At 64.2% G+C, this 11,758-nt stretch carries 11 protein-coding genes; 2 read left to right on the top strand and 9 right to left on the bottom strand.

The window, feature by feature from the left end; translation table 11 throughout:
* Window positions 1-8: 8 nt before the first annotated feature.
* From SAZ10_RS16630 to SAZ10_RS16595, 8 genes are all read right to left on the bottom strand, one after another.
* Window positions 9-494, bottom strand: coding sequence for a MaoC family dehydratase (locus SAZ10_RS16630; protein ID WP_318610427.1), 486 nt, complete (start codon window positions 492-494; stop codon window positions 9-11).
* Window positions 491-2,182, bottom strand: a complete 1,692-nt coding sequence (locus SAZ10_RS16625) for a long-chain-fatty-acid--CoA ligase (RefSeq protein ID WP_318610426.1) — start codon at window positions 2,180-2,182, stop codon at window positions 491-493. The genes SAZ10_RS16630 and SAZ10_RS16625 overlap by 4 nt, the downstream gene beginning before the upstream one ends.
* Window positions 2,183-2,339: 157 nt before the next feature.
* Window positions 2,340-3,572: a M20 family metallo-hydrolase gene (locus SAZ10_RS16620; protein ID WP_318610425.1), complete on the bottom strand. Its 1,233-nt coding sequence runs from the start codon at window positions 3,570-3,572 to the stop codon at window positions 2,340-2,342.
* Window positions 3,569-4,957, bottom strand: a complete 1,389-nt coding sequence (gene hydA / locus SAZ10_RS16615) for a dihydropyrimidinase (RefSeq protein ID WP_318610424.1) — start codon at window positions 4,955-4,957, stop codon at window positions 3,569-3,571. The genes SAZ10_RS16620 and hydA overlap by 4 nt, the downstream gene beginning before the upstream one ends.
* A complete protein-coding gene (locus SAZ10_RS16610) occupies window positions 4,954-6,138 on the bottom strand; it encodes an aminotransferase class I/II-fold pyridoxal phosphate-dependent enzyme (RefSeq protein ID WP_318610423.1) in 1,185 nt (394 codons plus the stop codon). The genes hydA and SAZ10_RS16610 overlap by 4 nt, the downstream gene beginning before the upstream one ends.
* Complete coding sequence (locus tag SAZ10_RS16605) at window positions 6,135-7,277, bottom strand: acyl-CoA dehydrogenase family protein (protein ID WP_318610422.1); 1,143 nt, start codon at window positions 7,275-7,277, stop codon at window positions 6,135-6,137. Before SAZ10_RS16605 ends, SAZ10_RS16610 begins: the two co-directional genes overlap by 4 nt.
* 2 nt (window positions 7,278-7,279) lie before the next feature.
* Window positions 7,280-8,062 carry an enoyl-CoA hydratase-related protein gene (locus SAZ10_RS16600; RefSeq protein WP_318610421.1) on the bottom strand — a complete coding sequence of 261 codons (783 nt, stop codon included), beginning with the start codon at window positions 8,060-8,062 and terminating at the stop codon, window positions 7,280-7,282.
* The gene (locus SAZ10_RS16595; RefSeq protein ID WP_318610420.1) at window positions 8,059-9,216 is read right to left on the bottom strand and encodes an acyl-CoA dehydrogenase family protein; all 1,158 of its coding nucleotides are present in this window, start codon (window positions 9,214-9,216) and stop codon (window positions 8,059-8,061) included. The genes SAZ10_RS16600 and SAZ10_RS16595 overlap by 4 nt, the downstream gene beginning before the upstream one ends.
* Before the next feature lie 150 nt (window positions 9,217-9,366).
* Here SAZ10_RS16595 and SAZ10_RS16590 point away from each other — a divergent pair, with 150 nt between their 5' ends.
* Window positions 9,367-9,774, top strand: a complete 408-nt coding sequence (locus tag SAZ10_RS16590; RefSeq protein WP_318610419.1) for a rhodanese-like domain-containing protein — start codon at window positions 9,367-9,369, stop codon at window positions 9,772-9,774.
* Between the two features lie 147 nt (window positions 9,775-9,921).
* Complete coding sequence (locus SAZ10_RS16585; protein ID WP_318610418.1) at window positions 9,922-10,701, top strand: IclR family transcriptional regulator; 780 nt, start codon at window positions 9,922-9,924, stop codon at window positions 10,699-10,701.
* 54 nt (window positions 10,702-10,755) lie between these two features.
* Here SAZ10_RS16585 and SAZ10_RS16580 read toward each other — a convergent pair whose 3' ends face one another.
* Complete coding sequence (locus tag SAZ10_RS16580; protein ID WP_318610417.1) at window positions 10,756-11,733, bottom strand: Tim44 domain-containing protein; 978 nt, start codon at window positions 11,731-11,733, stop codon at window positions 10,756-10,758.
* Window positions 11,734-11,758 lie beyond the last annotated feature (25 nt).

Raw genomic sequence — 11,758 nt, 5'->3', positions numbered from 1 at the left:
GCGACTGCTCATGGCAGGCCCGTTGCCGAGCCCAACTCTTGGCCTGACGGCCGACAGAGCAGGAAGATCTTGTGATCGCCGCTGGTGACGTCGCTGCCATCCGACTTGACCAGCACGCCCCGCTCGGTCGCTATGCCGCGCCCCGGCTTGGACGTCATCCTGCGGTCGACGAGTTCAAGCCTCAGATGCACCTCGTCGCCAGGCTCAAGCGGCGCGTGGAAACGGATGTTGTCCCATCCCAGCGAGGCGGTGACGCTGCGTTCGAAGCAGCCGAGTTCCGCCTTCAGTCCCTCGATCAAGGCGAGCCCGAAGAGGCCATGGGCGATCCGGCCGCGGAAGCCGGCCGCCCTGGCGAATTCCTCGTCCATGTGGACCGGATGGCGCTCGCCCGTCAGTTCCGCATAGCGGTCGATATCCGCAAGCGTGATCGTCCGAGAAGGCGAAGTGAGCACGGTGCCGGGCGTGAAATCCTCGAACCAGATCTGCGCGGTCATTGAGGCTTGCTCCATTCCACTTCCTGCAACCGGCGCCAGTCGATCTTGTTGCTGGCCGAGCGAGGCAGGCTGTCGACGAATTCCACAATTCGCGGCACCTTGTACGCGGACATGACAGTACGGGCGAAGTCGGCGACGTCGCGATCCGACACTTTGCCGCGGTACTCCGGCTTCAGGGAAATGAGCGCCTTCACGGTTTCGCCGCGATACGGATCCGGCGCGGAGATTACGCAGCATTCATGCACGCCGGGGTGGCGATAGAGCAGCATCTCGCATTCCGCCGGCCAAACCTTATAGCCGGAGACATTGATCATGCGCTTCAAGCGGTCGACGATGAAGTAATAGCCCTCGTCGTCGACGTAACCGAGGTCACCGGTGCGCAGGAACGTCCTGCCGCCGAGATCGACCAGGGCCTCGGCGCTTGCCTCCGGACGTTGCCAGTAGCCCGCCATCACCTGCGGCCCTGCGACCAGAATTTCGCCGACCTCGCCAAGCGGTAGCTCCCTCATCGTTTCGGGGTCAACCACCAGGCTGGTCGTGTCGAAGATCGGCAGGCCCAGGCATTGCGGCTTCGGCGCGTCGACGGGGTTGATATGCGTCGCCGATATGGTTTCAGTGAGGCCGTAGCCCTCGCAGAAGCGCAGGCCGTAGCGGTCGAGCAACCGCTCCGCGACTGCTGCGGGCATCGAGGCGCCGCCGCCTGTGAGAACCTTCAGATGCGCGAAGGTCTCGTCGGAGAAGCGGTCGCTGGCCAGCACATCCACGATCATGGTCGGAGCGGCGCTCCACCAGGTGACGCGATGCCGGGTAAAGAGATCCGGGATGAGATCGCGATTCCAGCGGGTCATGATCACGAGGGCCGCGCCGGCGTAGAGCGCCGCGCTCATCGAGGCCTGCATGCCGGCGACATGGAACATCGGCATGAAGGAGGTCATGACGCTGGTTTCGTCGATGCCGTACCATTTCGCCTGGGCCGCTGCCGTGAACGTTACGGCCGAATGCAGGTGCATACATGCCTTCGGCCTGCCGGTTGTGCCTGAGCTGTAGGGCATGACGGCAATGTCGTCAGAGGCAGCCCTGACCGGACCCGGGTTGCAGCCCGCCGCAAGAGCCTGGCTGAAATTCACGAAGCGGTCCGGGAGCAGGGCAGCCCGCGGGCGGCGCATCACTTCGGGCAGCGGATCGACTGAGGGATCGGGCGCAGCATCTGCATAGCGGGCGACGATCACATGGTCGAACCTCGCCGGCACCAGCTCCCTGAACTGGTCGATCAGTTCGTCGCCGATCAGTGCGACCCTGGCGCCGCTGTCGGAGGCCAGATAATCGATCTCGGCTGCGAGATTCATCGGATTGGCCGGCACGACCACTGCGTCGGCCCGCATGATCGCATGGAAGGCGATAACGAATTGCGGTGAGTTCTGCATGTCGAGCAGGACCCGGTCGCCCCGCCTCACGCCGCACCGTTGCTGAAGATAGCCTGCAAGGGCTGTCACGCCGTCGAGCAGTTCTGCGTAGTCGTATGTCCGTCCATAATAATGCATCGATGGACGATCGGGGTGGCGTGTTGCCGAGCGGATGAGATTCTCCGCGGCATTGCCGGCGGGAAACGGCAGATGCGGAGCGAACCCTACTGGCCAGAACGGCGATTCGAGACCCGTATGGAAGGTGGCAGCTTCGTTCCGCGTCATTGCCTTGCCAAGTTGGTGATATCCGACGTCCGGGTTCTGGCGCCGGCAAAGCATGAAACAAAGTTTTCCAGTTTGAAACAAGATGAAACGAGCGCGTCGCCGTCCCTCAGTTTCTGGCTGCCCCCAGCAATCTGGAAACGCATGCGCGGCGGCTCCCTCAGGCGGCTCGAGAGGTGGCGGCCAGTCGGCGTACGGTCGCCTCCAGCACGTCTGTCGCTAGCGCGATCGGCTGCCAGTCCGTGTGCTCCTCTGGGCAATGGCTGCGCCCGTCGCGCGACGGTACGAACAGCATGGCGCTCGGCACGAAGCGGCCCATCACGCCCGCATCGTGATTGGCGCCCGACGGGAGCGCCATCGAAGCGGCACCCAGTTCTCTGGCCGACGCTTCGAGTGCGCCACGCAACCCAGTGTCCATCGGAACGGGAGCGTCCTTATGGATCGAGCGACATTTGAGCTCGCATCCGAACTGCTCGGCCACTTCGACGGCGAGCTTCTCCGTCGCCCGAGCAGTGCGTTCCACGGCCGCTTGGTCAATGTCCCGGATTTCCAGCCCCAGCCGCACTTCGCCAGGCACGACGTTACCCTGATTGGGCAGGAGATTGACGATCCCGACTGTGCCGCGCAGGGTCTTGCTTTCGTCCGCCAGCACGAGGTCGCGAAACCGGTCGGCAAATCGCGCGGTGGCGGCGAAGGCATCGCGGCGCAGGTTCATCGGTGCAGTTCCGGCGTGGTCGCTTCGGCCGACGAAGCGGACCGCAAGCCGTTCCTGCCCGGCGATCGCCGTGACAATCCCGAGCGGCAGTCCTTGCTCTTCGAGAACCGGTCCTTGTTCGATGTGGAGTTCGAGATAGGCGGAGATGCCGGCGGGATCCCGTGCCGCCTCTGCCGCGGCAGCCGGGTCGAAACCAGCCATCCGCATCGCCTCGACAAGACTGACTCCATCGGCGTCGCGGAGCTTGTCGATTGTGCCGAGTGGGAGCGTTCCGGTAAATGCACGGCTGCCGGTAAAGGGACCGAACCGTCCCTCCTCGTCGCGAAAGGCAACAACCTCCACCGGAGTATCCACATCGCCGGAGGCCACCAGACGTCGCGCCACGTCGAGGCCGGCGAGCACGCCGAGGGCACCATCGAAAGCGCCACCCCCGACGACCGTATCGAGATGGGAGCCAAGCACGATCGCCGGACGGTTGTCCGCCCCCAGGCGCGCGACGGCATTGCCGAATGCGTCGTAGCGGGCCGAAAGCCCTGCCAAGCGCGCGCGTTCGAGAAACCAGTCATGCGCCGCGCAGTCGGCCGGGCTGAAGGCCGGCCGTGCCCAGCCGCCTTCCGGCCGCCGGCCGATCTCGGCCAGCGCATCGAAATCAGCCCTGAGTGCGGCGGCCTCGTTCATGCGAGTGCCGGCCGCTCGGCGGCGCCGCGAGCAAGGAAACGCCCCTGTCCCTTCTCGCCAAGGAAGACGCCGTCCTTGACGGTGACTTTGCCGCGATAGACCGTGGTTTCGGCCCATCCGGTCAACTCAAGGCCTGAATAGACATTGTAGCCGATGTCGCCATAGTCGGATGCGGGGCTCATCGTGCGCCGCGTCTCCGGGTCGATAACGACAAGGTCCGCGTCATAGCCCTTCGCTATCCGCCCTTTTCGGTCGCCCAGCCCGAAGATCTGCGCCGGCCATGTCGAAAAGACTTCCGTGAAGCGCTCCAGACTGATCCGGCCTTCAGCCACGCCCAGCGTGTAGAGCACGGGCAGGCGCGCTTCGACCCCGGTGCAGCCATTGGCGACGGTGGCGAAAGAAGGCAGGCCGAGCGCCTTGGCCGCCGCGGAATATGACACCTCGTCGGATGTCACCGCCGACAGCACGCCTTCGCGCAGCCCCTGCCAAAGCTGGAACTGGTTCTCGGCATCGCGCAGCGGCGGGCTCATGATGTAGTTGTGGCCATCTTCGCGCTCCAGCGCCTCGTCGGTCAGCGCCAGAAAATGCGTGCAGGTCTCCGCTGTGACGGGCATTCCTCTCCGCCGGGCGGCCTCGATCAGTCCTATTGCTTTGCCGGCGACCAGATGCAGGACATGGACCCCGCAGCCGGTATCCTCCGAGAAGCAGATTGCGCGCGAGACCGCCTCGACCTCCGTCACCGGTGGGCGGGTGAGGGCGTGCCAGCGCGGATGGGTGTGGCCGGCCGCCACCGCCTCGGCGCGCAGCCGCTCGACGATGCCGGCATTCTCCGCATGCAGGACCAGCATCAGTCCGTCTTTCGCGGCTTGCTGCATGAGGGCATGGAGCGCGCCGTCCTCGAGCTTCAGTCCGTCCTCCTCGTAGACGGTGTAAACCTTGAGCGAGGCGACACCCTCAGCGCGCAGTTGGGCGAGTTCCTTCAGCGATTCACGGTTCACGTCCGTGGCGATCAAGTGCAGGCCGTAGTCCAGGGTAACCACAGGATCAGCCTGCTTGCGGCGATGCTTGAAGCCCGCAAGCATGGAGCCGCCGCGCCGTTGCAGCGCGAAATCGACAATGGTGGTGGTGCCGCCGCGCAGTGCCGCGATGCCTCCGGTTTCGAAGTCGTAGACGCTGCGCTGGCCCATGAACCCGACCATGAGGTGCACATGTGGATCGACGCCGCCGGGAAGCACGATCTTCCCCGTCGCGTCGACGACCTGATCGGCATGGCCCGTTCCTGGTTCGATGACGTCCACGATCGTTTCGCCCCTGACCAGAACGTCCGCTCGCTGCGGGCCCTCGGGGAGCACGATGGTGCCGTTGGCTATGACAAGGTCGTTCATCTGCAGCCCTCCAGCGCCTGGGCAAGGTCGGCGATCAGGTCTTCGATCGTCTCGATGCCCACCGAGACCCGCACCAGCCCGTCGGATATCCCCATCTCCCGACGGCGCTCTGCGGTGACGGAATGGTGCGAGGTGTTGCCCGGCTGGCTGATCAGGCTTTCGACCCCGCCGATCGACGGGCCGATGCCGAACAGGCGCGTGGCGTCGACGACGTGACGGGCATGAGCCGCGTCGGCGAGTTCGAAGGACAGCAGGCCGCCGAAGCCGCTCATCTGCTGCCTGGCCAACTCGTGATCGGGGTGCTCCGGCAGGCCTGGATAGTGCACCTTCGTGACCTTCGGATGCGCTGCCAGAAACCGCGCCACCTCGATCCCGCCGAGATTGTGCTGCGCCATCCGCAATGGATAGGTGGCCATCCCGCGCATCAGCAGCCACGCGGCATTCGGATCGATGACTGCGCCGCTTGCCTGTTGCAGCGTGCGGATCGAACGGGTGAGCTTTCGCGATCCGGCCACCGCGCCCGCGAGCACGTCCCCGTGGCCGTTCAGGTATTTCGTCGCGCTGTGGATGACCAGATCCGCGCCGAGCTCGAGTGGACGCTGGTTCATCGGTCCGCCCAGCGTTCCATCGACGACCAACAGCGCGCCCGCCTCGCGCGCGAGCGCTGACAGCGCGGCGAGGTCGACCACCCGCACCAGCGGGTTGGTCGGCGTCTCGGCGTAAACGACTTTGGTCTTTTCGGTAATGCAGGCAGCGACGTCTTGGGGCGCGGGCGAGGCGGCCCAGTGCACAGTGACACCTTGCCTGGGCAGCATCTCGTTGAAGTAGCGGATCGAGCCGCCATAGATGTCGGGAAGGGCGACCAGCTCGTCACCCGCCGACAGCAACGGAGCGAGCGCGCCCGCAACGGCTGCCATGCCGGAAGCGAAGAGCACCGCAGACTCCGCCTCCTCCAACGCCGCAAGGCGCTGCTCGGCGGCAAGGACCGTGGGATTGCGCACACGAGAATAGACGAAGCCGCGCTTCTTGCCTTCGTTGATCGCCTCGAGCTCGGCCGTATCGGCCGAGAGGAACGTCGCGCTCTGATAGATGGGCGGCGTGACGGCGCCGAGATTCTCGGCCGGCTCGAAGCCGGAGTGAACCGCGCGCGTCCCGATGCGATCCCCGGCGCCTGCGCTCATTTCGTCAGTTCCCGCGAGATGATGATGCGAAGAATCTCCGATGTGCCGCCACCGATCTCGGCGAGCTTGGAATCGCGGAAATGGCGCTGCATGTCATATTCCATCAGGTAGCCCCAGCCGCCCATCATCCGCATCCCGTTCAGCGCGGCGCGGACATAGGTTTCCGAGGAGAACAGGTTCGCCATCGCGCTTTCCTTGTTGTTCGGAATGCCGCGGTCGACCAGGTTGGCGCTTCGATAGAGCAGGAGGCGTGCTGCTTCGATCTCCATGTCCATGTCGGCGAGCTTGGCGCGCGTGAGCTGAAAGCTGTTGATCTTCTGGCCGAACTGCTCGCGCTCGCCGGTGTAGGCGAGGACCTTGTCGAGGCAGCTCTTGGCTGCTCCGACGTTCACGGCCGACAGGCAGCAGCGCTCGTAGTCGAGCGTCTTGAGCGCGTTGGTCCAGCCCGCGTTCGCCGTGCCGATGATGGCATCCTTGGGCAGGCGCACGTCGGTGAGGAAGATCTCGTTGAGGTCCATCGGCTTCAATCCGAGCTTCTTCAGCTTGCGGATCTCGACGCCGGGGGTCTTGGGATCGAGCAGGAACATCGTGATGCCCTTGTGCTTGGGGGCATCGGCGTCCGAGCGCGCCATCAACAGGATGTAATCGGCTTCCTGCGCGCAGGAGCAGAACATCTTCTGGCCATTGATCACCCACTGGTCCCCCTCGAGCACCGCGCGCGTGCGCAGCGAGGCGGCGTCGGAACCGGAATTGGGTTCCGACAGCGAGAAGGCGAAACGGATTTCTCCCTTGGCAAGACGCGGCAGGAGATCGCGCTTCTGCGCCTCCGTGCCGAAATGGGTGAGCGCGTCGGTGGCGATTACGATGGTGGTGTAGAAGATGTTCGCGCCAGCCTCGAAATGCATCGCGAACTCTTCCAGGAAGATGGCAAGGTCGGTGCAGCTGCCGCCCATCCCGCCATATTCCTCGGGGATGGGCAGGCCGAGCCAGCCGGCCGCCGCCAGCTTCTCGTAGAGTTCGAAGGGGAAGCGCTCTTCCTCGTCGCAGGCGCGTACATACTCGATGGGGCATTCCTTGGTCAGGAAGGCTCGCAAGCTGTCGCGCATGAGGCGCTGCTGGTCATTGAGTTCGAAATCCATAGCTACTTTCCTGTCCAGCGCGGGGGTCGCTTCTCGGCGAATGCCCGCGGCCCTTCGTGAAAATCGTCGGAAGCGCGCATCCGGTCACGCGCGGGCAGGCCGGAATAGAGCTTTTCAAAAGCCTGACGGTCGGAGAGCATCTCGACCTCGCGCGTCACTTCCAGCAGGGCCTGCACGGCGAGCGGCGCCGCGGAAACGATCTGGCTGGCCATCTCACGCGCCACCGGCATCAACTGGTCCGACTCTACGATGCGATTGACGAAGCCGTATTGCTTGCCTTCCTCGGCGGTGAGCCGTCGGCCGGTCAGCAGGAGCTCCGAGGCGACGTTGACCGGCAGACGGCGATGTGCGCGCCACAGGCCGCCTGCCTCAGGGATAAAGCCCCGCTGCAACTCGGGCAGGCCGAACTCCGCATGCGGCACGGCGAGCACGAGCGTCGCGTTCAGCGCGAACTCGAAACCCCCGCCCACTGCCAGACCGTTGACCGCCACGATAACCGGCTTGAGCAGGTCGTGCCGGTTGAGGCTCATGAAGCCGTGCGGGCCGAAATCCTCGCCGTTTTCTCCGGCGGCAACGGATTTGAGGTCCCAGCCGGCCGAGAAGATGCGCTCTCCGGTTGCCGTGACGATGGCGACGCGCAGTTCCGGGTCATCATTGAGCCGGGTCAGCGCGGCGTCGAGATCTCGGGAGGCCTGCTGATTGAAGGCGTGCGCCGGCGGATGATCGAAGGTGATCTCCAGGACCGGGCCCCTGACCTCAACTTTGATCCTCGACTGCCCGCTCATGCCGGGAACTCCCGGAGCACGTCCCGGGCGATGATATCGCGATGGATCTCGGAGGTACCCTCCCAGATGCGCTCGACGCGCACGTCGCGCCAGAACCGCTCCAGCGGCATTTCCTTCGTCACGCCCAGACCGCCGAGGATCTGCAGAGCATTGTCGGTGACGCGGCCGGCCATCTCGGAGCCATAAAGGTTGACCTGCGAAGCCTCGCGCTGGGTGATGACGCCGGCCTCCATCTTGGCGGCGGCGTCAAGCACCATCAGCCTGCTCGCATGGATCTCCATCGCCATGTCGGCGAGCTTGAAGGAAGTGCCCTGGAAATGCCCGATCTTGTGTCCGAAGGCGACGCGGGTATTGGCGTATCGCGCAGCGATGCCCATCGCCCGCTCGGCCACGCCGATGCAGTTCGCGGCAAGCATGACGCGGCCCGAAAAGATCCAGTTCTTCGCGATGGCAAAACCGCCGCCTTCCTCGCCCAGGATGTTGCGGGCAGGCACGCGCACATCCTGGAACGAAATCATACAGGACTTCATGCCGCGGTTGCCGACCACATCGATCGGCGAGACGGTGATGCCCGGCGTATCCTTGTCGACCAGAAATGCGGTGATCCGCTTCTGCGGCCCTTTCGGCGTCTCGTCGACACCGGTCACGGCGAAAAGGATGATGAAGTCGGCGCGCATCGCCATCGTGATGAACATCTTTTCGCCGTTGACGACATAGTCGTCGCCATTCTTGACGGCGCGGGTCGCGATCTGGCGCGCGTCCGATCCCGCTCCCGGCTCCGTCAGTGCAAAGCACTCCCACCGCTCGCCCGTGATGACCGGCTTGAGATAGGTCTCGATCTGGTCGCCGACGCAGGCCTTGAGGATCGGCGCCGGCCTGTTGCAGATCACGTGCAGCGCGCGGCTTGTGCGGCCGAACTCGATCTCGGCGACGCAGCGCAGCGATTGACCGAGACCGCCGCCGCCATGCTCCAGCGGCATGTTGATCGCATAATATCCGGCCGCGATCGCCTTCTTCTGGATCTCCCGGAAAAGCTCGTCGGGCACATTGTCGAGCTTCTCGACCAGCGCCTCATGGGGCTGGAGCTCGGCTTCGACGAAGGCGCGCACGCCTTCGGCAACCATGCGCTGCTCTTCGCTTAGGGAAAGTGACATTGGGCGCCCTCTGCTGCCGGTATGATCGAACCTGGTTGTGCCACCGGTGCGTTTTATTATATGAACTCATGTTTCATAAATTCGAGAAGCCTGTCAAGAAGACCGTTGACCAGCTGGCCTGGCGCGATACGGATCAACAAGGAGAACGGAATGCCGTCGAAGATCACCAAGGGCTACAGGGCGATGCTCGAGGAAGCCAATGCCGCGGTGCGCAAGGTGACGCCCGAGGAAGCCATCGCCCTCAAGGGCCGCGAGGACGTCGTGTTCGTGGATCTGCGCGACCCGCGCGAACTCGCTCGGGAAGGCAAGATTCCGGGTGCCTTTCATTGCACGCGCGGCATGCTCGAATTCTGGATCGATCCCGAGAGCCCTTATGCCAAGCCGATTTTTCAGGAAGACAAGACCTTCGTCTTCTATTGCGCATCCGGCTGGCGATCCGCCCTGGCGACACGCACCGCCCAGGAAATGGGCCTGGCTCCGGTCGCCCACATTTCCGGCGGGTTCACCGCATGGCGCAATGCCGGCGGCGAAGTCGAGAAGGTTGAATCGCGCGCCTGACCGAAGACGCAAGCAACCGTTCAGGTGCCGGTGTACCTGACTTGGAAGCATGGCCTTGAAACTGCGGCACGAACAAGTGAATTTGTCTGCGTCTCATGCCCTCGGCGCGACAAATTATTCTCAGGTCCGGGAGAAGGATAGCACCACGTGTCGGGAACGGTTGAAAAGGCGCTGAAAGTGCTGGAGCTCCTCTCCACCTATGATGCGCCGGTGCGGCTTGCGGATTTGTCCCGCGAGCTGCACATGAACAAAAGCACCACCTACCGGATGCTCGAGACCATGAGCCAGCACGGCTTCGTCCAGCAAGACGAGCCCAATGGCCGCTACATGATCACCACGAAGCTCTGGGAGATCGGCGTGCGCGCCTTTCAGCGGCTCGACATCCGCTCCTGGGCTCGCCCCTATCTTGAAGCGATCGGGAGGGAGACGCACGAAACCGCTGTTCTTTCGATTGTCGATGATCAGCAAGTGGTGATCATCGATAAATCGGACTCCTTCCAGCCGGTGCAGGCATTCTCGCCGCTCGGCAGCCGCTCGCCCATACATTGTTCTTCGTTCGGCAAGGCTTACCTCATGGTCGGCACCGACGAGAAGCTAAACAGGCTCAAGTTCCCGCTGGCGTCATTCACCAAAACGACCATTACGACGCGCGCCGCGCTGGACGCCGAGATCGCCAAGGCGGTCAAGGCGGGCGTGGCCGTAGCCTTTGACGAATTCGCCGAGGGTATCAGCGGCGCAGCCGCACCGGTCATCGGCGTCGACGGCTCGGTTCATGCCGTCATCGGCGTTACCGTCCCGACCATCCGGGCACACGGCCAGAAGTTCGAGCACGCCAAGGAGATTGTCCGCGCCGAGGCAGCGAATTTCTCGCGTGCCTTGGGGCATACCGCTTCTGACGCCAAGCGGCTCACCAAGCGCGGCCCATGAAGGGCGGCATCGACTTGGTCGTCACCGCCGAGCTTGCTTGCCGTCCTCCACGCTTCAAGCGACTTGCTGGATTGCAGAGAGCTTCCATTCCCCACGGTCCTGTCGCGTAAAGGTCCACATTTCGGTGGTTTCAGTGGGCCGATCGTCACCCGCGACAACTCTGCCGCTCGTCCGCTCGCGCGTCACGTCGCGTGACGAGTAGAGCATGGCCGCAGTGGCGTAGTCGCGATCGCCTTCGCGCCAGGCCTCCGCAATGTCCGCCTGCAGCAGTCTGATGTCCGAGACGTCGTTCTTGACGCCGTTCTTCGCGTTGTCGGCGAGTTCTTCCGACAGGTAGGACACCATTTCCGGTGTCGCCAGCCGGCGCAGCGCGGCATGATCTTCTTGCCCGAAGGCTTCCTGAACTTCGGCCAGCCTGCGCTCGAACGTATCGAGGTCGTCCTGCGTCAGCTGGATATCATCGGCATCGAGTGGTTCAGGCGCGCTCTGCGACGAAGGACCTTCCCGACGCAGTCCAAAATCCCTGGCGCCCTCTGCATAGCGAGGTGGTGCCCCTTGATTAGCGAAGCCATTGGCGGAACTTCTTGCCATCGCCGGAGCGGTCGTCTGCATCGATCGAAACGCCCGCAGCAGCAACATGACCACGCCGCCGATCAAGAGAACCTGCAGGATCAGCCCGAACATGCCGGCCAGGCCGCCAAATCCGTGGCCGAACAGAAGCCCGATCAGGCCGCCGAGCATCAGGCCGCCGAGCAGCGAGCGCCCGAATCCGTTCATGAAGCCCGGTCCCCTTTGCGCCGGCACCTGCGTCTGGCGGGCCGGGTTGTTTTGATATGTGTTCGGCGTCATCGAGCGCTCCACCGGCGCCGTGGGCTGCGGGGCGGTTCTGGTCGGCGGCGCCGACTGGAACGTGCGCATGCCGCGGCTCCCGAAGCTGCCGCCTCGGCGCGCGTCGGCATGATCCATGGCCACCACTGAGAATGCCAGGACCAGGCCTGCAAGGAGGGTGGCAATGCGGGTGCTGCGGGCCATCGGCGAATTCCTCGGATAGAACTGT

It is taken from the genome of Mesorhizobium sp. BAC0120 (genome assembly GCF_033542235.1).
In the GTDB taxonomy this organism is placed as follows: domain Bacteria; phylum Pseudomonadota; class Alphaproteobacteria; order Rhizobiales; family Rhizobiaceae; genus JAWRCU01.
Note: the sequence above shows the minus strand (reverse complement) of the source record. Positions and strands in the feature narration are given on the sequence as shown.

Excerpts from the sequence above, each read along its gene's own strand:
- SAZ10_RS16590 (WP_318610419.1), top strand. The coding sequence starts at position 9,367 with ATGCCGTCGAAGATCACCAAGGGCTACAGGGCGATGCTCGAGGAAGCC.
- SAZ10_RS16625 (WP_318610426.1), bottom strand. The coding sequence starts at position 2,182 with ATGACGCGGAACGAAGCTGCCACCTTCCATACGGGTCTCGAATCGCCG.
- SAZ10_RS16610 (WP_318610423.1), bottom strand. The coding sequence starts at position 6,138 with ATGAGCGCAGGCGCCGGGGATCGCATCGGGACGCGCGCGGTTCACTCC.
- SAZ10_RS16600 (WP_318610421.1), bottom strand. The coding sequence starts at position 8,062 with ATGAGCGGGCAGTCGAGGATCAAAGTTGAGGTCAGGGGCCCGGTCCTG.
- SAZ10_RS16580 (WP_318610417.1), bottom strand. The coding sequence starts at position 11,733 with ATGGCCCGCAGCACCCGCATTGCCACCCTCCTTGCAGGCCTGGTCCTG.
- SAZ10_RS16595 (WP_318610420.1), bottom strand. The coding sequence starts at position 9,216 with ATGTCACTTTCCCTAAGCGAAGAGCAGCGCATGGTTGCCGAAGGCGTG.
- SAZ10_RS16620 (WP_318610425.1), bottom strand. The coding sequence starts at position 3,572 with ATGAACGAGGCCGCCGCACTCAGGGCTGATTTCGATGCGCTGGCCGAG.
- SAZ10_RS16605 (WP_318610422.1), bottom strand. The coding sequence starts at position 7,277 with ATGGATTTCGAACTCAATGACCAGCAGCGCCTCATGCGCGACAGCTTG.
- hydA (WP_318610424.1), bottom strand. The coding sequence starts at position 4,957 with ATGAACGACCTTGTCATAGCCAACGGCACCATCGTGCTCCCCGAGGGC.
- SAZ10_RS16630 (WP_318610427.1), bottom strand. The coding sequence starts at position 494 with ATGACCGCGCAGATCTGGTTCGAGGATTTCACGCCCGGCACCGTGCTC.